This is a genomic window from bacterium (assembly GCA_016708025.1).
Classification (GTDB): Bacteria; Zixibacteria; MSB-5A5; order GN15; family FEB-12; genus FEB-12.
In genome coordinates, this window is record JADJGQ010000002.1 from 1,090,683 (window position 1) to 1,115,022 (window position 24,340).

Consider the following 24,340-nt stretch of genomic DNA (forward strand, 5'->3'; position numbering starts at 1 on the left):
CTTTACCTCGGCTCGAGCGTCGCTACGGGGACCACCAGCTCTTCAAGCGAAATACCGCCGTGCTGGAACGAGTTTTGGAACTGCCGGACCATCTCGTTATAGTTGTTGGGATAAACGAAGTAGAAATCTTCCTTCGCTATGATATAGGTGGTCGCCAGCGATTGCATCGGAAGACGCCACTGGTCCGGCTTTTTGACGATGATCGATTCTTTCGGATTTGAGTTGAGATTGTCGCCGTACTTGTAGCGAAGATTGGTCGAAGTCGCTCGACGGCCATGAGCCATCGTCCCGCGCTTACACAACACCGAACCATGATCCGAGGTTATCACCACTGTAAAACCCTTCTTGGCGAATGTGCGCAAAATGGTATACAGCGGCGAATGAACAAACCAGCTCCGCATCAGCGAGCGGAATGCCGCCTCGGTTCCGGCGATCTCCTTGAGTATGACATTATTGGAGCGCCCGTGGGCGAGAATATCCAGGAAGTTGAACACGAACGTCACCAACTGAAGATCAAAGAAATCCGCGGAGCGCTTGGCATACTCTTCGCCCTCGGTATTGTTGTAGATCTTCATGTATTTCATTTTGTTTTCGAGACGAACCCCCTGGCGCACCAGATTGTCCGCGAGGAATTTGTCTTCAAACCGATTAAGTGACCCCTCGTCCTGCACCTTGTAGGTGTCAGGGTACATCCGGTCGATCTCGTCAGGGAAGACCCCGGCAAAAAGCGCATTCCGCGCAAACGGAGTCGCACTCGGCAATATCGAAAAGTACGAGTCCAGTTGGATATTGTAGATATCAGTCAACAGCGGTTCCACCAGCATCCACTGGTCGAGGCGCATACAGTCGACCACAATGAACAGCACTTTCTTTTTCAGCTTGAGATGCGGCGTCACATATTTCGAGACGATATCCGGTGACAACGTGGGGCGTCCGTCCGACTTCAGCCACCGGAGATACTGGCTCTCCATATATTTGGTGAACTCAGTATTCCACTCTTTGCGGGTCCCTTCGTGGGTCTCCCGAAGGCCCGGATCATTGGAAACATCAAGATCAAGATCCCACTGGGCGATCAAGCGGGCCGCTTCCATCCAGTCTGCGGGCTCCATCTGGCCGTACAGTTTCTGGTTGAAGCGATTGATCTCCTGGATATACCGCTTCATCGCCGAGGTCCCGATGATCTTCTTCGCATCCAGGATCCGCTTGATAACAGAAAGGATCTGCGACGGAATGACCGGCTTGACGAGATAGTCGTCGATCTTCTGCCCGATCGCCTCTTCCATTAACGTCTCTTCTTCGGACTTGGTGACCATCACGACCGGCAGATGCGGACGGATATCTTTGATCTCCTCGAGGGTGGTGAGACCATCTTTTCCCGGCATCATCTCGTCGAGCAACACCAGGTCGAAAGTGTTTTCACGCACGAGGGTGATCGCATCATCGCCGGACATGGCGGTCTTCATCTCAAACCCTTTTTTCTCGAGAAAGAGAATATGGGGTTTGAGTGAATCGATCTCGTCATCCACCCAGAGTATCCGTTTCGTGTCGGTCGTACCAGCCATGCAGTATCCTTCTATCTTTTGGCGGTGGTCGGAAGTGTCAGGTGAAACACCGTCTCACCCGGCTTGGAACGGTGCAGATAGACCTGCCCGCCATGGTAATCTTCTATGATCCGTTTGACCAGCGTCAACCCGAGACCCCAGCCGCGCTTTTTTGTCGTGAATCCGGGGCGGAAGATCTTGCGAGCCGCCGCCGCCGTGATCCCCTTGCCGTTATCTTTCACTTCGATCAATACCATTTTGTCATCAGCCTGCAATGTGGTCAACAGGTCTATCCGCCCGGTTTTCGGGTCGACCGCCTGAATCGCATTCTTCAGCAGATTCTCAAATGCCCAGGTCAGCAATTCGGTATTGAGCGGAATATCCGGTATCTGCCCGTGGACGATCTCCATTTGTATCCCTTCGCCATGGAAGGGGAGACGGCGACGGTAATATTCCACCACCTCATCCAATAGCTCATTCAGGCTCGAAGGTTTCAGGTCGGGGACCGACCCGATCAAACCAAACCGGTTGGCGACCCGCTGAAGTCGGTCGACATCAACTTTCATATTCGAAACCGTCTCATCGACCAGTTCGTTCTGCTGATTGCACTCAGGATTGGGACATCGCTCACTCCCGAGCACCTCTATCCATCCCAGCAACGAGGAGATCGGCGTCCCCAACTGATGGGCCGCTTCTTTCGCCATCCCTACCCAGATATGCCGTTCTTCTGAGCGACGGATATTCTGGAAACCGATCATCCCGACCAGCATGAAAGCGACCACGATCCCGATCTGGATAAACGGCATCAGCTTGAGCTGCTTGATCACTTCGGTGTCGCCATACAGCAGGTAGTTGTGATGGGTCGAATCGATATTCAGAATGAACTCACCATTCGCCTGCGCCATCTCGGCGGAGACTTTGCGAAGTTTCATTTTCGTCGCGGCAGTCGTGTCGGTCTCTTCGATATCGCCGAGATTCCGCCAGTAAAGCGGCTCATGCTTTTCATCCAGTACCACGATCGGAAAAGTCGCCTTGACGATGATCTCGTTGAAGATGTACTGCAATTCCGAGCCCGAGGTGGAGGAGTTGGCCGCCTCCTGCCAGAGATGCACATACTTTTTGACCTGGTCGCGCGTATCTTCCTGCAGCTTTTCGATCAACTGCAAAGTATACCAGATGAAAAAGGCGGAGATGATCGCCACCCCGCCAAGCAGGAAGATCTTGAGGATCGTTGATTTCCCGACGTACAGATCCGAGGTTCCGCCGAGTATGCGCATGCGGGCTGCCATTATTTGATCAGTGACTCCCCTCCCATATAGGGGCGAAGGACTTCGGGGATGGTGATCGTCCCATCCGCGTTCTGGTAGTTTTCGAGTATCGCCGGGATCAGTCGCGCCAGCGCGGTCCCCGATCCATTGAGCGTATGAACGAACTTTATACTCTTATCCTTCTCGCGAAGTCTCGTATTCATGCGACGCGCCTGAAAATCCTCGAAATTCGAGCAGGACGATATCTCCAGATACTTCTCGATCCCCATCGCCCAGAGCTCGATATCAAAAGTCTTGGCCGAGGCGAACGAGAGATCGCCCGAGGCCAGCGTCACTATCCGATACGGTATCTTCAGCCCTTGCAGTACTTTCTCTGCCTGACGCAAGAGCGATTCCAGTTCATCGTACGAGTTGTCCGGATGGACGATCTTCACCAACTCGCATTTGTCGAACTGGTGGACGCGGATCATCCCGCGCGTATCCTTACCGGCAGCGCCTGCCTCACGACGGAAACAGGGGGTATAGGCAACCATGTACATCGGCAGTTTTTCTGCCGGAAGTATCTCCTGCTTGACCAGATTGGTGACCGGCACCTCAGCCGTCGGGATCAACCAGAGATCATCCTCCGGCAGACCGTACATGTCGGCCGCGAGTTTCGGAAGTTGCCCTGTGCCGTACATCGTGTCCGAGTTGACCAGATTCGGGACGCGCACTTCCAGATATCCATCTTTGGTGTGCAGGTCGAGCATATAGTTGACTAGTGCACGCTCCAGCCGCGCTCCCTGCCCTTTGAGGACATAAAAGCCGGAGCCGGAAAGCTTGGCGGCCGCTTCCAAATCGAGAATCCCCAGCTTGGAACCGATCTCCCAATGCGGGAGGACCTTAAACGAAGGTTTGGTGATCTCGCCCCATTCGCGCACGACCACGTTGTGTGATTCATCGCCAACCGGCACTGAATCGTGCGGGATATTCGGGATCCACTTCAGCGCCGAGTTCATCTCTTCTTCGACCGTGCGAAGTTCCGCATCCTTAGCGGCGATATCATCGCCGACCTTGCGCATTGCGGCGATCGCCTCATCGGCCGGCTGTCCCGCCTTTTTCATCTTGGCGATCTCTTCTGAGGATTTATTGCGAAGCGCCTTGAGTGCGTCTACCTCGCGAATGATATCCCGTCGGCGGGCATCGATCGCCAGGATCTGGTCGATATCAACAGTGGTATTCTTCTTGGAAATTCCGGCTTTCACGAGCTCAGGGTTTTCCCGGATCAATTTCAGGTCAAGCATCTCTAGCCTATATGGTTCATCGGTTTTGGGGATAGCGAGTCAACAACATTCGAATAGTATAGTTGATGTCGGAGGGCGAGTCAACGCCAGTTGGCGTCTGGTCGGAAGGGGGAACGAAAGAGCCTACCGGGCATTGTACTATATTGATTGCTAACGAGATAGGCCGAGTGCGCTGACTCCGTATGGCATGAAAATGGGGCATACCGCTCAATTTCCTCTTGCCTTTTCCGGCGGGACCGCTAAATTGCTGGTCTGTTGCGGTTAAGGAGTACTATCTAATATGGCAAAAATGTGTGAAATCTGTGGCAAGACGCCGGTCTATGGCAACAAGGTGTCGCATGCTCATAATATCAGCTCACGGCGCTGGAATCCGAATCTCCAGTCTGTCCGGGCGATCGTGAATGGCGTCCCCAAAAAGCTGAGCGTCTGCACCTCCTGCATTAAAGCGGGGAAGGTCCAGAAGAACAGCCGTGGCCGGAAAGCCGCCGCGACCGCTTAGTTGACCTGATATTCGCAAATCACAAAGGCAGCCGATGGCTGCCTTTTTTGTTTGAGGGAGAATACATCTCCTCGTCGATTCAATCACCGCGTCCGCCTCACCACCGATTCAAACTCCGCGTCCGCTTCTCCACCGTGATCTCATTCCAATCGGCCACGCCTCATCCTGCGCAGGCAAGGATCCATCTTCACATGTGCGCGGCAGACGTCCCCGTCTGCCCGCCACACTGCCAACTACCTACTTCTTCTCCCCACCAATAATCTTGTATATCCCCGCCCCGATCACGCCACCGACTATTGGCGCGATCCAGAACAACCACAACTGCGAGATCGCCCAGCCACCGACAAAAACCGCTACACCAGTCGACCGCGCCGGGTTGACCGACGTATTCGTCACCGGTATCGAAATCAGATGGATCAAGGTCAGGCAGAGGCCGATCGCAATAGGCGCCAAACCGGCCGGCGCACGCTTATCGGTCGCCCCAAGTATCACCACCAGGAACAAGGCGGTCATAACAATTTCGCAGACCAGCGCGGACATCAGCGAATACTGCCCCGGCGAATGTTCACCATATCCGTTCGAGGCAAACCCTGCCGCAACATCAAATCCAGCTTTTCCCGATGCGATCACGTACAGCACTGCCCCGGCCGCGATCCCGCCGAGCACTTGCGCCACGATATAGGGGAGAAGTTCCTTCGCGGGGAACCGTCCGCCCGCCCACAACCCGACCGACACCGCCGGATTCAGGTGACATCCCGAAATATGACCGATCGCAAATGCCATCGTTAACACCGTCAGCCCAAACGCGAGTGAAACCCCAAGCAGTCCGATCCCTACATCAGGAAACGCGGCGGCCAGCACGGCAGAGCCACATCCGCCAAGCACCAGCCAGAATGTGCCGATAAATTCCGCGGCATACTGTTTCATCTGTCTGTCTCCTTGAAATCAAGTGAAAAGAATTTACAATAGTGTTCGATTAGATTATTGCACGAGAAATTCGCCAGACGAAAAGAAACCGATATTGAAATCAGGGGCAAGATTAAAGTAAGGGAGAGGAGCCGACGCTTCCCTTGATTCACCTCATCCCAGCGAAAGCTGGGATCCAGTATTAACGCGCGCGGCAGACGTCCTCGTCTGCCCGTACCAGCAGTGTAGGTCGGTGTTGAGGGCACCATGTATCACCGTACCCCACCATTTATGGTGGGCTTCACAATCGCCGTGCCCAGCCCGACACCCGACACCCCCTTCGATTCAACTTCCGCGCTTGCTTCTCCATCGTAATCTCATTAGAATCGGCCAATCCTCATCCTGCGCAGGCAAGGATCCAGAATTGTATTCACTCACAGATTCACTTTTCCTGGAAATCTCGAATGTCATACTCATAGATCACTAGCTTCTCATTCCGTTCAATCATCACATAGAATAGACCAGTCGCCTCATCGTATTGAACGAAATTCATCATGAACGCTGTAAGCTCTCCGGAAACTCCCAATTGTATTCCCTGCCTGCGGTTGAATCCATCGGCGTCAATAGCGTAAATCCCAACCTGGAGTACTCCATTCTCAAGCCAATCGATTAGATAGAAAGTGCTGTCGATATCGGCAATGTAGCCGGGATCGGAATACGGCAATCTGGGAAGTGGCTCGAACTTTATCGCGAATTTCCCGTGTTGCACGCTATCCAAAGTCGTTGTCGCCGAATACTCAAGCAAGTCATGATTCCGGCGGGATGGAATATAAGTCAACCTGATTCCCGATGGACTGATCATATCTATATCGATAATAACACTTCCAGCCAGACTGTCTGGCGAAATGAGGCGGTGAGGGATTGAGTCCACGAACAGGTTTCGTACAATGTAAAGGGAGTCGCCCTTTTGGAGAACTCCATTTCCTTCACTCGTTAGATCGAAACTTGAGACATTTGTCGGTAGCAGAACTCGAGTGGTGATCAGACCGCTGTCAATCAATAGCAGCTCTTTGCCCTCAGTTACTGCCACCCGGTCACCGGTCAACACTGAAAAACTTCCTCCTCCTTCCTCCGCGACATCATGTAGCCCCAATGCCTTATAATCAATGGTGCAGACGAGCCGACCTGGAACTTTCTTGAAACATGAGATGGATGCCAGAAGGAACAGGAGAAGGACTATACAATAGAGAGTTGATGCAACGGTTGGTCTACATATGCGCATACCGGTTTCCCTACTTATCTATGATGCGAAGAGTGAGAGTAACCTGGACGAAAAACTGGATTCCCGCCTGCGCGGAATGATGCGGGTCAATCTATCGCGTTTGCGGTTGGACATCAGGTAGGAGTCTGCTATCGACGCACCAACCGCCACTACCCCTTCGTCGCCAATCGCTTGATTATCACCATCGTCAGATCATCAAACACATGCTTCGCCGACGCAAACTCCGTCACCGCCTTGTAGATCAGATCCTCGATCTCCGCCGCCGTTTTCTTCCGATTCGCCTTTACCAGCTCGATCAGACGATCCAGCCCGAACTCTTCGCCGGATTCCGCAAATGTCTCAGTGACACCATCGGTGTAGAGCACCATCAGATCACCCGGTGCGATTACGATCGCTCGTTCCTCATAGATCCCGTCATGCGCGACACCGAGCACCGGGCCACCCTCGCGAAGGTACTCAACTGAACCATCGGCTCGCAAAATGAACGGCAGATTATGCCCACAGTTAGAGAAAGTGAAAATATGATTTTTGGTATCAAGCACGCCATAAACCGCGGTGACATAATTCCCCGGCTCCAACGACTCAAACAGAAGCGAGTTGACCTTCTGGCAGATAGTCCGGATCGAATAATTATTCCGTATCTCTGCGATCAGCGATGCTCTGAATGATGCCATGATCAGCGCGGCCGGGATCCCCTTCCCGGAAACATCACCGATCGCCACCCCCAAATGCGAATCAACTATCCGGATAAAATCATAATAGTCGCCGCCCACTTCGCCCGATGAGATATTCGTGCCGGCCATGTCATAGCCAAAGATCGATGGGTTATGCGCCGGAAGAAAAGTTCGCTGGATCTCACGCGCGATATTCAGTTGTTCTTCGAACCTGCGATTTTTGAGCGAATCCTCATGCAAGCGCGCACGTTCCAGTGAGATTGCCGCCTGACTCGCGAATGCTGAGATCAGCGCCAATGATTTTGGTTCGAATGCGTTGACTTGCGATGATTCCAAATTCACCACGCCGACCAGTCGGTCATCCAGCTTGATCGGCACGACGATCTCGCTTCGGGTATCCGGGTTGGCATCGATATAGCGCGAATCCTTGGTGACATCGTTGACGATCACCGGCTCGCCGGTCGAGGCGACATGCCCCAGCAGACCCTGCCCGATCTTCATCTCAAGCTGCGAATCATACTGGTGATCATACCCGACAGTATAAAGTCCGTAGATCTGGTTCGCTTCCGGCTCAACCAGAAAGACACCGCCGACATCGTAGCTCACCACCTGTTTGAGCGAATCCATGACTTCTTTCATGACTTCGTTCACTTCGAGCTTGCCGGAGAGCTTTTTTCCTAGCCGATAAAGCAGATCCTTTTCAAGCGCCTCCCGCTTCAATTCGCGATAGAGATGCGCATTGTCGATCGCCACGGCGATCTGGTGGTTAAGCCCGGTCAGGATATCCAGATCAGAGTCGGAAAATTCACCATCGATCTTGTTGATCGCTTCCACCACACCGATCATATGCCCTTTGCCGACCAGCGGCACAGTCAGGATCGAGCGGAATTTCATCCCGGAGAGTTCTTCAAGTCGAGGATCAACTCGCGGATCAACCGCGACATCGTTGACGATCACTGGTTCTTTATATCGCGTTACCCATCCGACCACCCCCTGACCCAAGTCGAGATAAAAGACATTCATCGTGCATTCGGAGGCCTTCATGAAACGGACCTTCATATCGGTCCGGTCATGGTCGACGCGGAAAACCAGCGCCGCCTCACAGTTGACAGCGGTCAGGGTGAGCTTGAGCACCTCAAGGATCAGGTCTTCATATTCGACAGTGTTGTTAAAGACGCGGGCAGCTTCAAGCAGCAGTTTTTCGGTACGGGTATGTTTATTGGATCTGGGCATGCAGCGGAAAGTACGGCCTGAGCGGCTTTTGTCAATCCTTTAGCGAAGAATCACCTTCGACCAGTTATTCACATTTTGTCATTGTCCCTCCCGTTGCCGCCCAATATCTTACTGGTATGGACCTGTTCAACAAGGAGATAGACGGCCAGTCAAAGCCCGAGGACAAAAGTCATCGCCCTTTGGCCGATCGGATGCGCCCGCGCACTCTCGATGAATTCGTTGGGCAGGAGAAGATAGTCGGACCATCGACCCCCCTGCGCAAAGCGATCGAAACCGACAAGGTCGGCTCAATTGTCTTCTGGGGTCCACCCGGCACCGGCAAAACGACATTGGCGGAACTGATCGCCCGCGCCACGCATGGCCAGTTTGTCCCTTTCTCCGCCGTCTCCACCGGCATCAAAGAAGTGAAAGAGATCCTCAGCAAGGCAGGGGACTACTATCGCGTCTCCGGCCGTCGAACCTATGTATTCATCGATGAGATCCACCGCTTCAACAAAGCCCAGCAGGATGCCTTTCTGCCGTATGTCGAAAAAGGGGATATCATCCTCATCGGAGCGACAACCGAAAATCCATCGTTTGAGGTCAACTCGGCGCTTCTCTCGCGTATGCGCGTTTATGTGCTCAGTCGCCTGACCGAGGCCAATCTGCAGGAGATCATCAAACGTGCATTGGAGGACATCGACCGCGGTCTTGGCACTCTCGGGCTGACTATGGAGACTGATGCCCTCGCCTTTGCCGCCACCGCCGCCGACGGCGACGCCCGCCGCGCCCTCACTCTGCTCGAGCTGACCGCCGAATATGTCCTCCCACGCACACAGATCACTACCGAAGATATCGAGCAGGTCAACCAGAAGACCGTGCTGGTATATGACAAAGCAGGCGATGAGCATTACAATCTCATCTCCGCCTTTCATAAGTCGATTCGCGGCGGCGACCCCGACGGTTCACTCTACTGGCTTGCCCGGATGCTCGACTCCGGCGAGGACCCGCTTTATATCGTGCGGCGCATGATCCGCTTTGCCTCCGAGGATATCGGGCTGGCCGATCCATACGCGCTCACTCTTTGCGTGAATGCCCGCGACACCTACCATTTCCTCGGGACTCCCGAGGGAGAACTGGCGATCGCCCAGGCGGTGGTTTACATGGCTTGCGCCCCAAAGTCTAACGCCATCTATATAGCGTATGAACAGGCGCGCAAAGATGCCGCCGAGCATGGCTCACTCCCAGTCCCGCTCTGGATCCGGAACGCTCCGACCAAACTGATGAAAGCCCTCGACTACGGTAAGGGGTACGCCTACGCGCACGATTTTGAGGATGCCGTCACCGACCAGGAGTATTTCCCGGAAAAACTGGCCGGGACCAGCTACTACCACCCGACCAACCGGGGGAGAGAGGCAAAGCTGAAAGAATATATCGACTGGTACAACGCCAAACGGAAAGAGCTCCGACAGAAGAATCCCGCCGCTCCCGACTCAAAGCCTGATTCCGGCAAGAAGAAATCGAACTAATGCCCAACCTCGGCGTTTAACCCTCAGATACCATGACCAGATATATCACGATCATACTCCTTGCCCTGCTTCTGCCAATCGGCAGCTTTGCCAATTCATTGCTGATCCCAATGGATGATTCCCAGTCCGACCACCTTAAAGCCTACGGAGTCGTCTTCAAAGTGCTCAGCAAAGGGGAGAAGGCGGAATGGCTGCTCAACTATCGGGCCGGGTCATTCCTGTTGGACTATTCGCAGGCCACGCTCGACCTCTGCCTGATGGCCGGTGTTAGCTACGAACAGGTCACCTCCGGGCAGGTAGCCGATATTTACCGCCAGATCGAAGTTGAAAATATGGAACGGGTCGAACTGGAGAAGGCCCCCCGCATCGCCGTCTACTCGCCGCCATCGCTCCAACCCTGGGATGATGCCGTCACGCTGGCCCTCAGCTATGCCGAGGTTCCGTACGATGTCGTCTGGGACGAAGAAGTTCTGAGCGGCGTCCTCGATGAATACGACTGGCTCCATTGCCATCACGAGGATTTCACCGGCCAGTACGGCAAGTTTTACTCCGCCTTTCGGACCGAGCCCTGGTATCAGGCCGATGTCCGGACCAACGAAGATATGGCCAAGAAACTCGGCTACAACAAAGTCTCGATCCTTAAGCTCGATGTTGCCAAGACCATTTACGACTATGTCCGCCGCGGTGGCTTTTTGTTCTCCATGTGCTCCGCGCCGGAGACCTTTGATATCGCCCTCGCCGCCGAGGGAGTAGATATCGTCCCGCGCGAGTTCGATGGCGACCCGGTTGATCCCGATGCTCAGTCCCGGCTCGATTTTACCAAGACATTCTGTTTCGAGAATTTCCAGATAACCACCGACCCGTTCCTCTATCGCCGGTCGAATATCGATACCTACCCGGACCGCCTGATCCGGTTCGGTCAGCCAGCCGAGGACTACTTCTTCCTTTTCGAGTTCTCCGCCAAGCTTGACCCTATCCCCACCATGCTGGTGCAGGACCATGTCGCCACGGTCAATGGCTTCATGGGGCAGGTGACCGGATTCCGGAAATCACTGCTCAAGAAATCAGTAGTCGTACTGGCACAGCCCGAAGGATTCGATGAGGTCCGTTATCTGCACACCAATCTTGGACGCGGGACAGTCACCTATTACGCCGGCCATGACCCCGAAGATTACCAGCATATGGTGAACGACCCGCCGACCGATCTTAAACTCTACAAGAATTCTCCCGGTTACCGCTTGATACTCAACAATATCCTCTTCCCGGCGGCGAAGCGAAAAGAGCGGAAAACCTGAGTCCCCGTGCAGCTATCTTAACGTTGCATCTATCCATCACAGCATTTATACTGCCCCCGAATATCAGGAGGAAAAATGGTTCATCCGTGGCATGACGTTGACCCCGGCCAAAATATCATCGATCACTTTTTTGGCATTATCGAGATCCCCAAGGGATCCAAAAACAAATACGAACTGGACAAAAAGACCGGTCTGTTGATGGCCGACCGCGTCCTCTACAGCTCGGTCCATTACCCGGCCAATTACGGCTTTGTCCCGCGGACCTACTGCGATGACAACGACCCCTTGGATATCCTGGTCCTTTCCCAGGAAGAACTGCATCCGCTCTGCATGGTCCAGTGCAAGGCGATCGGCATGATGTCCATGCGCGATGAAAAGGGGCAGGATGACAAGATCATCGCGGTTCACTACAACGACCCGGCCTACAACAGCTACGATGATATTTCCGCGTTGCCGCGCCATATCGTCAAAGAGCTGAAGCGCTTTTTCCAGGATTACAAAACCCTCGAACAGAAGGAAGTGATCGTGGATACCCTGCGTGGACGGATCGACGCCAACAACGCGATCAAAGACGCGATGAAGTTGTACGATGAGAACAAAGATAAGCTGATGGCGAAATACAAAAATGGCTGAGAAAAAACCGGCTCCCCTGACGCAACCCTCGTTTATCGGCGAAAAAGTCTATCTCCGCCCGATGACCGCCGAGGATGTTGCCAATACGCATCACTGGTTTGTGCTGACCGAACCGCAGAGCCAGACCTGTCATCCGCTGACCATTACCTCTGCCGCCGAGGCATCCGAGGCCTTCAAAAAGCAGGAGCGAAATGCGGAGATGGCCTCTTTAATGATCGTCCGGATCGCCGACAATATGCCGGTTGGGCGGGTCCGCTATTTCAATTGGAATAACCTCAACCGCTCAGTCGAGTTGGGGATCCTGATCGACCCGGATGAACGGGAGAAGGGGTACGCCAAAGAGGGGATCCGGATCGTCATGCGCTATTTGTTCAAGCATCGGAATCTGAACAAAGTCCACGCGCAGACCTCGGTCCCGAATATCGGCGCGATCAAACTGCTGGAATCGCTCGGTTTCAAGCGTGATGGTGTCCTTCGCCGCCATTACTTCCTCAACGGCGAATTCCAGGACGGGCTGATCTACAGTAAGCTGGCGTTTGAGATGGAGTAGTCTTCGTAGGTCGGGTTAAACGCGCCACATATATAGCCTTCCGAAGTTCTCAATCACCTTCCCGCGCTTCAAGACCGCATCATGCCGCGCAGGTGGGAATCCAGCGCAATTTAGTCCTTGCTCTCCGCTCCAAACAATTATTCATTTCGAATCGGGAACATTCACTCAAGTCCGTATCAATGGTGGAGGACGTCGCACTGTGAGCAAACCAACAATTTTCCTTAGTCACTCTTCCATAGACAAAGAACCACTTCAAAGGCTGAAGCAGTTATTTATCGAGAAGACAGGACACACCATTGATGTATTTGTGTCTGTAGGTTCTAATTGGATATACTTTGAAGCAGGACATGCGTATGCACGAGGACTTCGCGTCGTCCCGGTTGGTTTTCTTGGAGTTGACCTCTATTCTATTTCGCCACCTCTTGGTCTTCTACAAGGATTCAACATTGCATCGGCGGGTGGATTGAACAATCTCATCACCACTTCGAATGACTTGTTTGACTACAGGCACGAACTTTCATTCACAGAGTATGAATATGGCGAGCTATGCGGATTATCGCCCCAGTCAACTTCATCAATACTGGGTCGTTACGGAACACTTGTTGACGACATTCGCATCGATATGAGGTCGCGAGTTGACTTTGAATTCACTATAGAAGAAGCTCTGGTTCGACTTCGCGACAAATTCTCGGGTGATGGCATCAGTTGTGGGTACTCCAAGTCTGAAGTAACCTGCTTTGGCGTCAAATTCTATTGGGACCAAAGGTACAATGGCGAGATCCTGAATATTCATGCTGCTCCGCGAATTGCTGACACTGCATTTACAACGGTTGAGATCGCAGTGGCGACCTTGCGATCAGGTGGATTCAAGAATCTGAAGGTAGACATCCGTTTCAAGAAGCCGGTCACTCTTGTAGACGGTAGCCATAAGCTCTCAGGCGCGCTATTCGGTAGCGGAGTTGAGATTATTGGCACAAATGTATTCAAGATCGGAGAACTTGTGTTTCGTGTCACAACGGACTACGGAGATTTTGACGAAAATCTCTTTTCGAATGAGCCCATTCTAAGTTTTTATTCTTTATCAGATGAATTGCCAAAGAGTCAGATCGGCGACCTAGTTGGCGAGCTCTTCGAGAGGGGAGTGCTTGAAATTGGAAGCTCTCGTAGGTCGGGTTAAGAGCGCCTTCTATCGCCTTACCCCACAACTTATGATGGGAACCTCAATCTCTGTCCCAAGCGTGAAACCCGACACTCTCATTTCGCAAGTCCAGAGGCGTTGACCTTTCTCCGGATTAGTGGACACGGAGAGAAGACGGGTCATGTTCCTGCCCGAAGTATTGCTATGTAGGCTTCGAGGCGACGGCGGTATGACCCTAAGTTCAAGGTGGTGGCAGTTCAGCTGGATCTGGAGGAGAGTCGTGGTATAGCCTATAGCCGGACTGGCCCGTGATTTTGTGATTAGCGAGTATGTGCTGCATGTGTGGTGTGCGAATTTGAGACGGAAACGGCATTAATCGATTTATTAGGTTTGTAATAGAAATGCTTGCCCGATCGTGCAAATACTTTCCATGATTATTGAAAATGTAGTTGACTGTACTCATAAGCAACCATAGACTGTGTACTCAATTGGTGAGAGTCAAGAAAAGGAGGAGTCTTGAGATCAACTCAGTTGCACTTTTTTGTCCCTCTGGTATTACTAGTCATTCTTTGCGGTTGTGCTGGGCCTTCGGATTCAACTATCAAGGAAGCCGTCTCCAGGTCCCTAAAGTCTGGCGTACCTGGGTCATTGTCAAAGTCATTGATCAAAGGTTCAAATGCAACAATCATAGAAATTCAGATTAAAGGAAAGGGTAAGTCCAGAGGGAGTGGAGATAATAGATATTATCCAGTTAAAGTGTATGTCAAGGGTACTTGTGACGTCATGTTCCGTGGGAGGATTCCATTTGAAGGAGAAGTAGAATTTCTTCTGAAGGAAGATAGCTATGGAGAGTGGCATGCCGAAACAAGTGGCATGTTCTAAAGTCGATTTTTCGGGAGACAACGATGAAATCCACAATTATCAGTATTCAAATATTGGTTTCCCTTTTCATTTTTGGATGTGACAACACCGAACGAGGGGCCGATCGCAGTTCTGACCTGCTTCCTGTCGGAGTGACGGACTCTAATGGGGTGACGCTGTGGGGTTATATAGATGGTAACGGCAATGAAGTGTTCCCCCCTCAGTTTTATAGTGTTACTTCCTTTACCAATGGCATTGCAATGGTACGGGACCGGAAACGAGGGAATATTGTCATAAATTATCAGGGAAAGGAGCTCATACCAAGTCTAAGCGAATTCGCGAACAACTATAGAGCAGCCCAGTTGGCGCTCCCGTTACTGAAGACGGCAAAATACTCGTAAGGGTCGACGACAGATATGGGCTAATAGACACAACTGGAGCATTCCTGATTGACGCAACGCTTGAATGGCTGGATCAATTTGAGAACGGCTTTGCCATTGCTGACCCCGGAGGTGGATTGGGCAAAGGAGTAATAGATACGATTGGCAGGTGGGTAGTCAAGCCAGGAGAGTTCGCAAAGATTGACGACCAATCACGTAGTTACTTTACTGTCTGTGTTGGCGATTGCGTTGCGACCACTAAGACGCATGGAGTCATCAAATTGAGGGACACTACTTGGGAGCAAGTTTTCCCCTGCAAGTTTGAACAAACTGGCGTAACAAACGGTTACGCTTGGGCAGCCACTTATAGGAAAGAGGGCTACAAAATGCACTTTGACTCGCTCTTTGTCGTGGATCCAGACGGTGGCCTGCATTCATTTGACTGTGAAAAGTCGGGATTGATTACATACAAGGAATTAGCGAGGGCAAGATACTCTATGTCGGAACAAGCGGCCGAGTTGGATACGCGAATTTTGCCGGGTTAATCACGGATCCCATTTTTAATGCGGGCGGATTGTTTCGTGAGGGCTTAGCCCCGGCTGCGAACACAACGAATCTCTTTGGTTATATTGATACATCAGGGAATTGGGTAATTACGCCGCAGTATTATAACGCTGGCCCTTTTATAGGGGGAAGAGCGTTTGTTATGGCCGACAATGGGACGGCACTAGTGATTGACAGACGAAACGACACTGTTCTCGCCTACCCTCTCGCGGACAACACGGATGGACGCCTGTTTGAACTTGGCTATGAAGATTCACCAATCCCTGTGCGAGAATACAGAGAATCTGGAAGCGAAAGTGAGCCGACTGATCGTTACAGAAGTTACTTTCCAGTACCGAAACGTACTACAAGAAAATCAAATTTCCTGTTCACCTGGGCAGACTCCACCGGTAAGATCATTTGGAAGGCTGATGAATTCTGATTTTGAGCCGAGATGACGAGGAGTAGTCCCTGTAGGTCGGGTTGAACGCGGATTCACAATCGCGATAGATCATTACAACCGCCGTCCCGAGCGTGAAACCCGACATCCTTCTTTTGTACGATTCAAAGAGTGTCGGGTTTCGGGCTGCATCCTGCATTGTGAATATAGATAATCCTTTACAATCCGCCCTCAACACCGACCTACAACTTTCCGAACCTCTCGGGCTGAGCGGAGTCGAAGCCCAATTCCATATACCTTCCACACAAAAAAAACGGCGGCATCCTCTGACACCGCCGCTTATCTATCCTCTCAGAAAAATCACCACCCCAGAATCTGCTCCAGATTCCGGTTGAGCTTGAATATCCGCTCCTGGTAATCTTCCTTCTTCGCCTTTTCCTTCTCGATGATCTCTTTCGGCGCATTCGCCAAAAAGTCCGCATTCGCCAGCTTCTTGGAGAGCTTTTCATGCGCATCTTTCAGCGAATCGAGATCTTTCTGCAAACGGCTCTTTTCCGCATCCAGATCGATCAGTCCTGACAACGGCACAAATATCTCCGCGCCGGATATCACCGCCGAGGCAGACAACGGCGGCTTTTTGACATCGGTCCCGACCACTAAATTCTCTACCCGCGCCAACGACCGGAAATATTCGATATGATTCTCCAGCAGTTTGCCGAATGCCGGCTCACTCACTCGAATATACAGATCCGACTTTTTCCCCGGCGGGACATTCAACTCCGAACGGACCGATCGTACCGCGATCACCACTTCCTGGATCTGGCGCAACAACCCCTCGAGATTTTCATCCCGATAGGTTCCTTCGGCTTTCGGCCAGGGCCAAATGTCAGCGTTTTCGCCTTGGAGCTGTCCCCCTCGATCAACTGCAGGTAGATCTCTTCGGTGACAAACGGCACGAACGGATGCAGCAGCTTGAGTATCTGATTCAGCACATAGGTCGCGACATTCAGCGAACCCTCGCGAATCGGCACACCCGGCTGATCTGGCTTGATCAGCTCCACATACCAGGAGCAATAATCATCCCAGACGAAATTGTAGAGCGTTTTGGCCGCGGCATTGAGACGATACTCCGCAAACGCTTTGTCTACTGCCTCAACTGTCGTCTCGAGACGCGACAGTATCCACTTATCAAATATCATTAAGTCATCGCGATTGACCGTCTCCAGCACCGGCGGGCGTCCATCGAGACGCATCATCACAAACCGCGACACCTGGTAGACCTTGTTCACGAAATTCCGCCCGGTCTCGAACGCGTTCCGCCCAAGCCAGGGGTCCTGACCATCAGGCGTCGCCAGCATGAGGGAGATGCGGAGCGAATCCGCGCCGTACTTGTCGATCACCTCAAGCGGGTCGATCCCGTTGCCGAGCGATTTCGACATCTTAATGCCGTTGGCATCGCGGACCGTGCCGTGTATATACACATCCGTAAATGGCGACTCACCCTTAAACTCATATCCGGCCATCACCATGCGCGCCACCCAGAGGAAAATGATCTCCGAGGCGGTCACCAGCACTTTGGTCGGATAGAACTTATCCAGCTCCGGCGTCTTCTCCGGCCAGCCGAATGTCGAGAACGGCCAGAGCCAGGACGAAAACCAGGTATCGAGCACATCGGTATCCTGCACCAATGTCTCGGGGTCATGCCCGTTGGCTTCCTCTTTGGTCGGACGATTGACCGAGACAAACATCGTCCCATCCGGCGCATACCAGACCGGGATGCGATGTCCCCACCACAACTGACGCGAGATACACCAGTCGCGGATATTCTCCATCCAATGCAAATAGGTCTTTGACCAATAGTCGGGGTGGAATCTCAGCTTGCCTGACTTGACCGCCTCGATCGCCGGCCCGGCCAGTTCATCCATCTTCACGAACCATTGATCCGACAGATAGGGCTCAATGATATTGTGGCATCGATAGCAGGTTCCGGCCGAAAGATTGTACTTCTCGGTCTTCTCCAGGAAGCCGCGCTTATTCAGATCCTCGACGAGTCGCTTGCGGCCGTCAAAACGATCCAGCCCTTTGTATCGGTCGGCGTTTTCGTTGAGCGTTCCATCAGTGTTGAGGATATTCAATTCCTGAAGGTCATGCCGCTTGCCGATCTCAAAGTCGTTCGGGTCGTGCGCCGGGGTAACTTTGACCACACCGGTACCGAACTCCGGATCAACATACGAATCTGCCACGATCGGAATTTCGCGCTCGATGATCGGGAGGATCACGGTCTTCCCGACATACTTTTTGTAGCGCGGATCTTTCGGTGAAACGGCCAGCGCAGTATCACCGAGCATCGTCTCGGGACGGGTGGTCGCCACTGTCAGGTACTCATCCGACCCTTTTATTTTGTATCTGATATACCAGAGCGAAGAATCAAAATCCTTATGCTCGACCTCATCATCCGACAACGACGTCTTACACGACGGGCACCAGTTCACGATCCGGTGGCCGCGATAGATCCAGCCTTTGTCATAGAGATGCTTGAAGACGGTCGCCACGGCAGTGGAGAGGCCGTCGTCGAGCGTAAAGCGAGTCCGTTCCCAATCGCAGGAGCATCCCATCTTCCGCAACTGCGAGAGGATGATATCTTTATTGCGATAGGCCCAGCCGCGGGTCCGCTCGACAAACTTGTCGCGACCCAGTTCACGGCGAGTGGAGCCTTCTTTCACCAATTGCTTTTCGACTATCACCTGCGTGGCGATCCCGGCATGATCCGCGCCCGGAAGCCACTCAGCTTCGAATCCGGCCATGCGGTGACGTCGCACCAGAATATCCTGAATGGTATTATTCAGGCCATGCCCGATATGCAGGACATCCGTCACATTGGGCGGTGGGATCACCACCGAATAGGATGGCTTGGTTGAATTCGGGTCACCGTGGAAATAGTGATTCGCCAGCCATGCGGCGTAAATTCTATCTTCCACTTCAGCCGGATTGTAGGCCGAAGACTTCTTTTCTTTACCGTCGTTGCTGTTGCTCATGCTCTTTCACTGCGTTATATTGGCCGGTCTGATCTGCTGGCCGATTGTGATAAGCGCCTACTATAGCGCGATTTAGACTGTATGTCAAGTCGCCATACCCGGTTCGCCTGCCGGTCAGATTCCGGCAACCTACTAGAACAAGGATCGGTTCATTGTGTCTATCCCCAAGCTACTGGCACAGATAGAGGACCCCTCGCTCACCCCGTTCGAGCGCCTCGTCAAATTGATGGCCATTCTTCGCTCTCCCGAAGGATGCAACTGGGACCGCAAACAGACCCATGAATCACTCATCCCTTACCTGGTCGAAGAGTCCTACGAAGTTATCGACGCCATCGAACAAAAGCAGTACCCTGCCCTCCGCGAAGAGCTGGGTGATCTCGCCGTGCAACTGGTTTTCCATGCCCAGCTTGCCGCCGAAAGGGGAGAGTTTACCATTCACGATGCTCTCTCCGATGTTGTCACCAAACTAGTCAACCGCCATCCGCACGTTTTCGGCGAGCGAAAAGATCTGAATCCCCAGCAGGTTCGCGATATGTGGGAGCAAAACAAAACCAAATCCGGCGAAAAAGAATCGGTGCTTGGCGGGATCCCGATGGCCATGCCTGCGCTCACGCTCGCATTCCGCATCGGAGAAAAAGCAGGCGGAGTTGGATTTGATTGGAAGAAACCTGAAGAAGTGATGGGGAAGATCGAGGAAGAACTGGGGGAACTTCGCGCAGAATTGGATGCGCCTGTTCGAAGCAAAGAGCGCGTCGCGAATGAGATCGGCGATCTCCTCTTTGCCGTAGCCTCACTCGCACGCAAACTGGATATCGAGCCGGAATCCGCACTCCGCACCGCACTCATCAAGTTTCGCACGCGGTTTGATGCGATGGAGCGAAAGATCAGGACCGACGGCAACAACTTCTCCGATTTTTCGTTACAGGAGCTTGAACAACGGTGGCAAGCGGTGAAATTGCACCACGAATCCGATTGAACCGCTATGAGATAACATTTTGGTGTGTGGATAAGTGGAATTTTTTTCCTGATTCCGCACTCCACAGGAAATTTTCCTGAAACTGTACGCTTTTTTGTTGTGTTAAAATCGGGCATACGCTAACATTGGCGTCCAAACGAGTACGAAGAGGATCTTCGAAACCAGACCTAACGCGAGAGAACAGAACAGTCTTCCATATAGATCTGACACATCGTGGACTGATTCCAACGAGCACACGGCGACCGGAGACGGCCGGCTGTGAGGAGGATTAAGTATGGCATAACTTTCTGCAGGACGTTTCTCTTATGAAAACCGCTGCGCAGTGTGCGCAGTACCGAGAAACCCCTGTAACGTTATTATGAACTTTACTCAACACCATTCAGCATAAGGATTTTGTGTATGAAGAAAGCGATCATTTTCGCTCTAGCTTTTGTGACCATGATCGGTGTCAGCGCCATGGCGACTGAGACCCGCACCGTGGTTATGGGACAGAACAATCACATCATGCTCGACGATGCCAACCAGTGGCTTTATCCGTCCCGCGTGAACAACTACCCGAACATCGCCTCTGCCGAAGCCAACTGGAATTATGACGACATGTACAATGTCGGCGTGAACTGGAAATTCGGCGAAGAGAACCCGTGGGTCCTCGGTACCTATTTCTCCTCCAATGGTGAATACTATCCGCAGGGTTACTCCGGCAACTCGCTCGGTAACATGAGCTACCTTTACTATGGCGTGCCGTCCGTCGCGCCGGCCAAGCAGCAGTATGTCACCAACGGCAATGGCCGTTCGTTCGACCTGCTTTATGGTCGCAAACTCGGAACGTTCAACTTTGGTTTTGGCCTTGGCTACAACCACGCCTCCTACAAGTCCGAAGAGACCGATGACCAGACCGAAGAAGCCTTCACTCAGTACACCATCAGCCTGGGCGTGACCCCGGATGCCGGTAACTGGGATGTGGCGCTCCACTTCGCCATGGGCTCCTGGACCGATAAGGATGCCGATGGTGAAGAGCAGTCCGAAGCTGACGGCTACACCGACATCGCCGTTCTCGGCCGCTATTTCCACAAGATGAACAATACCGTCACGATCGTGCCGCACGCGATGCTCGCTACCGGCAGCCGTGGTGAGAAGTTCACTGGCGACTACGAAGCCAACTCCGACTACAAGGAGAAATTGACCTCCCTCGAACTCGGCGTCGGCATGAACTACACGCCGGTCACCAATGTCCTCGCCGTTCTCGATTTCGGTTTCTGGCAGGATAAGATCAAGTACGAGATGGAAGGACAGGAAGACGAGACCGAATCCTGGACTTCTATGCCGTACTGGCGCCTCGGCGTCGAAGGCGAAGTCTTCAATTGGATGGACGTCCGCGCTGGCGCAACCTCTGACTGGGGTGGCTACAAGTGGGAAGACAACTACAAGTATGGTTCCATCATGAATGAAACCTACTTCGGCGTTGGCCTCAACTTCAACCGCCTGCACATTGACACCTACATGGATCCCGAGATCCTGCTCGACGGTTTCAATTTCATCAGCGGTTCCACCGATCAGGACGACCTGAACTTCCAGGTCTCCCTCCTGTACGAAATGTTCTAAACGTTAGATCATATCGAACACAAAAGCCCGGTCTGCAAAGACCGGGCTTTTTTTATGTCGGTGACTGACTTCGGGACCGTGGGAACGGAATGAAGACTCCAGCCCTCATCCGGCGCTCCGCGCCACCTTCTCCCCAAGGGAGAAGGGAATACCTTGTCCTTCTATAAGATCGCCAGACAATGACAGAGAGATTTCCCCTCTCCTTGCGGGAGAGGGTGCCCCGAAGGGGCGGGTGAGGGCGTAGCCGAGCTAACTGACCCACAACCTGAAATTGAGAACCGTCTAGAAAGAAACTGAGACCATCAAGCCCGCGCCGTTTCGCCCGAAATAAGGCCCCCCGTAAACTGCTACCGCGCCGGTGGCATGCCTCAGGTACTTGTTGTATACCCGCTCTTCGTCGCTCCGCAGTACCAGGCAGAAAACAGCGGCGGCAAAATCGACTCCGGCCAGCGCTTGAGAGGTCGACCGCTTGTCTTCATCACCATCCCCATCAAACGCGGTCAACTGCAGCACTCCCAGCACCGCAAATGTCGTCCCCATGGCCAACCGGACCCTGCGGCCATTACCCGCCATCTGCTCAAGCGACACAGCCGCCATGGAATCGCGAGCCGATGAATCCCTGACCTGCGAGATCCGCAGATACTCTTTCTCAGCTTTGGAAAGCTTCGTGAGCTCATGTACTCCCAAGAGCGCGCAGATCGCCCCGCTTCCCAGATAGATCATGCCGGCTTCACCCGATTTCCGATATTGTTTATCTTCGCTGCTTACCTCTACACCGCGCATGATCAACACCGCACCGCCGACCACTCCGATAACTCCGTTTAGGGTCCTGTCCTGCTGCTTCATTTTCGCCAGCGGCTTCAGGTACTTCTCGTTCACGCTATTACTGTCCGGCACGACCTCTTCGAAATACTTGATCTTGGAATGATCTATCAGTGGCGCAGGTCGCACAGAGTCAGCACCCGTAGATTGCGCCAGACAATCAAAGACCGGGCAGAAGCTCGACACCAAAATGAATACCAGAAATGAAACAAGCTGATGAATGTGTCGATACATACTACTCCCGTGTCCACACAGAGCGGACTTGCCCAATTGCGTTGTACTTAGAATGAAAAGCAGGCTCTCAGGCCGGGCGTCCCATTCCAAAAACTCGGTCCCACTGCGAGAGTGAAAGAATCACCATGCTCGCGGGAGAAGCGGTCGTACGTCCGTTCCGCACTCGATTTGACCACAAGACAGATCAGACTGACGGCAAAACTGCTTCCAGCCAGAAAGACCTGTGTGCCATCATTCTCTTTACTCTGGCCCCCGGCGATGGCCAGTTGTACACCGCCGAGAATTGCGAAGGCGATGCCGTTTCTCAGCCTCGCTTTGCGGGCGTCGTGAGCCATCACCTCAAGCGACCTGCTCGTCTCATAGTTGCGTGACTCCGGATCTTCGATCTTCGAAATGCTGGCGTATTCCTTCTCTGCTTTGCTACGGAAAAACAGGTCATGGAATCCAAGGACGGTGAGCATTGTCCCGCTCCCTACTAAGATCGCTCCGCTTTGAGGGCCACTTCGTTTTCGCGCTTCGTCTGAAAAGGCACTGGCGCCTATTATAAGGATACCGGTTCCTATTGTCAGAGAGGTGAAACCGGAGACCATTCTGGAATCATGACCGCTCTTCGCCAACGGTCTGAGATAGTCATCGACATAGTCCGATACATGATCATCTTGAAGTGGGCGGGAGGCTGCCAAACTCAAATGAGCAAGGTCGAGAGATGAAAGTGAAATGAGACTGTCTACCAATGGCGCTTGAGCCTGGACGGCTCCATTGAAGTTCAGACAGAGAGAGAAAATCACGCAGGAAAGAAGTCGAAAACAGAACAAAGGCCACTGCATACAACCGCCCGGATTGAAAGTGACGACACGTGGAGTCTTTCTTCCATGATACAAATGTCCGCGAAGGTTGTCAATGGATGACTGTCTGGATCACAGAGTGGCTGCCAGCCAATATTCTGCAATGGGAGGGAAGAGCTTTTAAAGTAAACTCATAAGTCAGCAGGGGCGTAAGAATATCAGTTGAATCCCCATCGTTTTGCCCAACTTCCACGCCGCGACCGACTCTCTATTGTCGCCTCCACCAGCTCGATCTACTGGCAAGTCACCCTTGGTGATGGCCTTAGTCGTTTTGTGTTGGGAGGCAAGCAACAAAGCATACAGTGTCTGCTTCAACTCAAATCCCTTCACTGAGTCAAGGTGCGCTATCAACGGTCGGATAGCCGGCAACCCTTTCATGCCAAGCTCCTCTGGAGCGATCCACCATGTAGGAGGGTCATCATAATGACCGTAATAGGAATAAAAGGTAGAATCTCCCAACTGCCGTATCAAAAAACTGACTGTGTCCAATCCAGAATTTGCTTGCGCTGTCCAGGCCATACGGACTATCTGCTGGCGAAGAACATCATGCCCGTTTAGTAATCTCTTAATGAATTTAGCGGTGCCGCTACTGTCGAATGGAACCGCTTCTCTCCTCATGCTGTCCACGACCAAATTCAGCGAATCGATCTGCGCCTGCCATTTGGCCGTCATCTCCGCCGCCGCCCGACGGTTCCCTTCTTCGGTCTTCGCCTTCCAGATAGACAATGCCGCTCCCACGCCGATCAGCACGATCAGCCCCACAACCAATACAACGTTCTTGCCGGAATACATACTCCAGTATACAGATTCTCTCGCCCCGCCGCAAGATTTT

The 24,340-nt window shown here is 52.7% G+C and carries 20 protein-coding genes and 1 pseudogene; 11 read left to right on the forward strand and 10 right to left on the reverse strand.

The features are described from left to right. Nucleotides 1-2 precede the first annotated feature (2 nt). The 3 genes from IPH75_10885 to serS are packed head-to-tail and all read right to left on the reverse strand — an operon-like array spanning nucleotide 3 to nucleotide 4,092. Nucleotides 3-1,562: a response regulator gene (locus tag IPH75_10885; protein ID MBK7142574.1), complete on the reverse strand. Its 1,560-nt coding sequence runs from the start codon at nucleotides 1,560-1,562 to the stop codon at nucleotides 3-5. A gap of 11 nt (nucleotides 1,563-1,573) precedes the next feature. Next, nucleotides 1,574-2,830 (reverse strand): HAMP domain-containing histidine kinase, encoded by a 1,257-nt coding sequence (locus IPH75_10890; GenBank protein ID MBK7142575.1) that lies wholly within the window; start codon nucleotides 2,828-2,830, stop codon nucleotides 1,574-1,576. Beyond that, entirely contained in the window at nucleotides 2,830-4,092 is a 1,263-nt protein-coding gene (serS, locus tag IPH75_10895; GenBank protein MBK7142576.1) for a serine--tRNA ligase, read from the reverse strand. The genes IPH75_10890 and serS overlap by 1 nt, the downstream gene beginning before the upstream one ends. A 280-nt stretch (nucleotides 4,093-4,372) precedes the next feature. On the opposite strand from serS, the gene IPH75_10900 reads away from it, so the two are divergent. Further along, nucleotides 4,373-4,591, forward strand: coding sequence for a 50S ribosomal protein L28 (locus tag IPH75_10900; protein MBK7142577.1), 219 nt, complete (start codon nucleotides 4,373-4,375; stop codon nucleotides 4,589-4,591). Between the two features lie 237 nt (nucleotides 4,592-4,828). On the opposite strand, the gene aqpZ is transcribed toward IPH75_10900, so the two are convergent. The 3 genes from aqpZ to IPH75_10915 all read right to left on the reverse strand — a co-directional run bounded on the left by aqpZ (nucleotide 4,829) and on the right by IPH75_10915 (nucleotide 8,686). Beyond that, nucleotides 4,829-5,518, reverse strand: coding sequence for an aquaporin Z (gene aqpZ, locus IPH75_10905; protein MBK7142578.1), 690 nt, complete (start codon nucleotides 5,516-5,518; stop codon nucleotides 4,829-4,831). Between the two features lie 421 nt (nucleotides 5,519-5,939). Further along, complete coding sequence (locus IPH75_10910; protein ID MBK7142579.1) at nucleotides 5,940-6,779, reverse strand: hypothetical protein; 840 nt, start codon at nucleotides 6,777-6,779, stop codon at nucleotides 5,940-5,942. A 149-nt stretch (nucleotides 6,780-6,928) separates the two neighbouring features. Continuing rightward, nucleotides 6,929-8,686 carry a SpoIIE family protein phosphatase gene (locus tag IPH75_10915; protein ID MBK7142580.1) on the reverse strand — a complete coding sequence of 586 codons (1,758 nt, stop codon included), beginning with the start codon at nucleotides 8,684-8,686 and terminating at the stop codon, nucleotides 6,929-6,931. A gap of 116 nt (nucleotides 8,687-8,802) precedes the next feature. Between IPH75_10915 and IPH75_10920 the strand changes: the two genes are divergently transcribed. The 8 genes from IPH75_10920 to IPH75_10955 all read left to right on the forward strand — a co-directional run bounded on the left by IPH75_10920 (nucleotide 8,803) and on the right by IPH75_10955 (nucleotide 16,036). Next, nucleotides 8,803-10,194 (forward strand): replication-associated recombination protein A, encoded by a 1,392-nt coding sequence (locus IPH75_10920; protein ID MBK7142581.1) that lies wholly within the window; start codon nucleotides 8,803-8,805, stop codon nucleotides 10,192-10,194. Between the two features lie 32 nt (nucleotides 10,195-10,226). Further along, complete coding sequence (locus tag IPH75_10925; protein ID MBK7142582.1) at nucleotides 10,227-11,489, forward strand: asparagine synthetase B; 1,263 nt, start codon at nucleotides 10,227-10,229, stop codon at nucleotides 11,487-11,489. Between the two features lie 75 nt (nucleotides 11,490-11,564). Beyond that, the gene (locus IPH75_10930) at nucleotides 11,565-12,122 is read left to right on the forward strand and encodes an inorganic diphosphatase (protein ID MBK7142583.1); all 558 of its coding nucleotides are present in this window, start codon (nucleotides 11,565-11,567) and stop codon (nucleotides 12,120-12,122) included. Beyond that, entirely contained in the window at nucleotides 12,115-12,672 is a 558-nt protein-coding gene (locus IPH75_10935) for a GNAT family N-acetyltransferase (GenBank protein ID MBK7142584.1), read from the forward strand. The genes IPH75_10930 and IPH75_10935 overlap by 8 nt, the downstream gene beginning before the upstream one ends. 199 nt (nucleotides 12,673-12,871) lie before the next feature. Then, nucleotides 12,872-13,849, forward strand: coding sequence for a hypothetical protein (locus IPH75_10940; protein MBK7142585.1), 978 nt, complete (start codon nucleotides 12,872-12,874; stop codon nucleotides 13,847-13,849). An 866-nt stretch (nucleotides 13,850-14,715) separates the two neighbouring features. Continuing rightward, nucleotides 14,716-15,072 (forward strand): WG repeat-containing protein, encoded by a 357-nt coding sequence (locus IPH75_10945; GenBank protein ID MBK7142586.1) that lies wholly within the window; start codon nucleotides 14,716-14,718, stop codon nucleotides 15,070-15,072. Continuing rightward, on the forward strand, nucleotides 15,063-15,596 hold the full coding sequence (locus IPH75_10950) for a WG repeat-containing protein (GenBank protein MBK7142587.1): 534 nt from the start codon (nucleotides 15,063-15,065) through the stop codon (nucleotides 15,594-15,596). Before IPH75_10945 ends, IPH75_10950 begins: the two co-directional genes overlap by 10 nt. Before the next feature lie 29 nt (nucleotides 15,597-15,625). After that, on the forward strand, nucleotides 15,626-16,036 hold the full coding sequence (locus IPH75_10955) for a WG repeat-containing protein (GenBank protein MBK7142588.1): 411 nt from the start codon (nucleotides 15,626-15,628) through the stop codon (nucleotides 16,034-16,036). Between the two features lie 318 nt (nucleotides 16,037-16,354). Here IPH75_10955 and IPH75_10960 read toward each other — a convergent pair. Further along, a pseudogene (locus IPH75_10960) lies at nucleotides 16,355-19,029 on the reverse strand (valine--tRNA ligase). Nucleotides 19,030-19,210: 181 nt separating this feature from the next. Here IPH75_10960 and mazG point away from each other — a divergent pair. Further along, nucleotides 19,211-20,005, forward strand: coding sequence for a nucleoside triphosphate pyrophosphohydrolase (gene mazG, locus IPH75_10965; protein ID MBK7142589.1), 795 nt, complete (start codon nucleotides 19,211-19,213; stop codon nucleotides 20,003-20,005). A gap of 399 nt (nucleotides 20,006-20,404) precedes the next feature. Beyond that, the gene (locus IPH75_10970; GenBank protein MBK7142590.1) at nucleotides 20,405-21,607 is read left to right on the forward strand and encodes a hypothetical protein; all 1,203 of its coding nucleotides are present in this window, start codon (nucleotides 20,405-20,407) and stop codon (nucleotides 21,605-21,607) included. Nucleotides 21,608-21,889: 282 nt separating this feature from the next. Here IPH75_10970 and IPH75_10975 read toward each other — a convergent pair whose 3' ends face one another. The 3 genes from IPH75_10975 to IPH75_10985 form a co-directional block, all read right to left on the reverse strand. Next, nucleotides 21,890-22,663 carry a hypothetical protein gene (locus tag IPH75_10975; protein MBK7142591.1) on the reverse strand — a complete coding sequence of 258 codons (774 nt, stop codon included), beginning with the start codon at nucleotides 22,661-22,663 and terminating at the stop codon, nucleotides 21,890-21,892. A gap of 47 nt (nucleotides 22,664-22,710) precedes the next feature. Continuing rightward, nucleotides 22,711-23,124, reverse strand: coding sequence for a hypothetical protein (locus IPH75_10980; GenBank protein MBK7142592.1), 414 nt, complete (start codon nucleotides 23,122-23,124; stop codon nucleotides 22,711-22,713). 522 nt (nucleotides 23,125-23,646) lie between these two features. After that, a complete protein-coding gene (locus IPH75_10985) occupies nucleotides 23,647-24,300 on the reverse strand; it encodes a hypothetical protein (GenBank protein ID MBK7142593.1) in 654 nt (217 codons plus the stop codon). Nucleotides 24,301-24,340: the final 40 nt, after the last annotated feature.

Coding starts and splice junctions, on each gene's coding strand:
- IPH75_10970 (MBK7142590.1), top strand. CDS start 20,405: ATGAAGAAAGCGATCATTTTCGCTCTAGCTTTTGTGACCATGATCGGT.
- IPH75_10910 (MBK7142579.1), bottom strand. CDS start 6,779: ATGCGCATATGTAGACCAACCGTTGCATCAACTCTCTATTGTATAGTC.
- IPH75_10975 (MBK7142591.1), bottom strand. CDS start 22,663: ATGTATCGACACATTCATCAGCTTGTTTCATTTCTGGTATTCATTTTG.
- IPH75_10890 (MBK7142575.1), bottom strand. CDS start 2,830: ATGGCAGCCCGCATGCGCATACTCGGCGGAACCTCGGATCTGTACGTC.
- IPH75_10985 (MBK7142593.1), bottom strand. CDS start 24,300: ATGTATTCCGGCAAGAACGTTGTATTGGTTGTGGGGCTGATCGTGCTG.
- IPH75_10925 (MBK7142582.1), top strand. CDS start 10,227: ATGACCAGATATATCACGATCATACTCCTTGCCCTGCTTCTGCCAATC.
- IPH75_10900 (MBK7142577.1), top strand. CDS start 4,373: ATGGCAAAAATGTGTGAAATCTGTGGCAAGACGCCGGTCTATGGCAAC.
- aqpZ (MBK7142578.1), bottom strand. CDS start 5,518: ATGAAACAGTATGCCGCGGAATTTATCGGCACATTCTGGCTGGTGCTT.
- IPH75_10885 (MBK7142574.1), bottom strand. CDS start 1,562: ATGGCTGGTACGACCGACACGAAACGGATACTCTGGGTGGATGACGAG.
- IPH75_10945 (MBK7142586.1), top strand. CDS start 14,716: ATGAAATCCACAATTATCAGTATTCAAATATTGGTTTCCCTTTTCATT.
- IPH75_10935 (MBK7142584.1), top strand. CDS start 12,115: ATGGCTGAGAAAAAACCGGCTCCCCTGACGCAACCCTCGTTTATCGGC.
- IPH75_10980 (MBK7142592.1), bottom strand. CDS start 23,124: ATGCTCACCGTCCTTGGATTCCATGACCTGTTTTTCCGTAGCAAAGCA.
- IPH75_10915 (MBK7142580.1), bottom strand. CDS start 8,686: ATGCCCAGATCCAATAAACATACCCGTACCGAAAAACTGCTGCTTGAA.
- IPH75_10930 (MBK7142583.1), top strand. CDS start 11,565: ATGGTTCATCCGTGGCATGACGTTGACCCCGGCCAAAATATCATCGAT.
- serS (MBK7142576.1), bottom strand. CDS start 4,092: ATGCTTGACCTGAAATTGATCCGGGAAAACCCTGAGCTCGTGAAAGCC.
- IPH75_10920 (MBK7142581.1), top strand. CDS start 8,803: ATGGACCTGTTCAACAAGGAGATAGACGGCCAGTCAAAGCCCGAGGAC.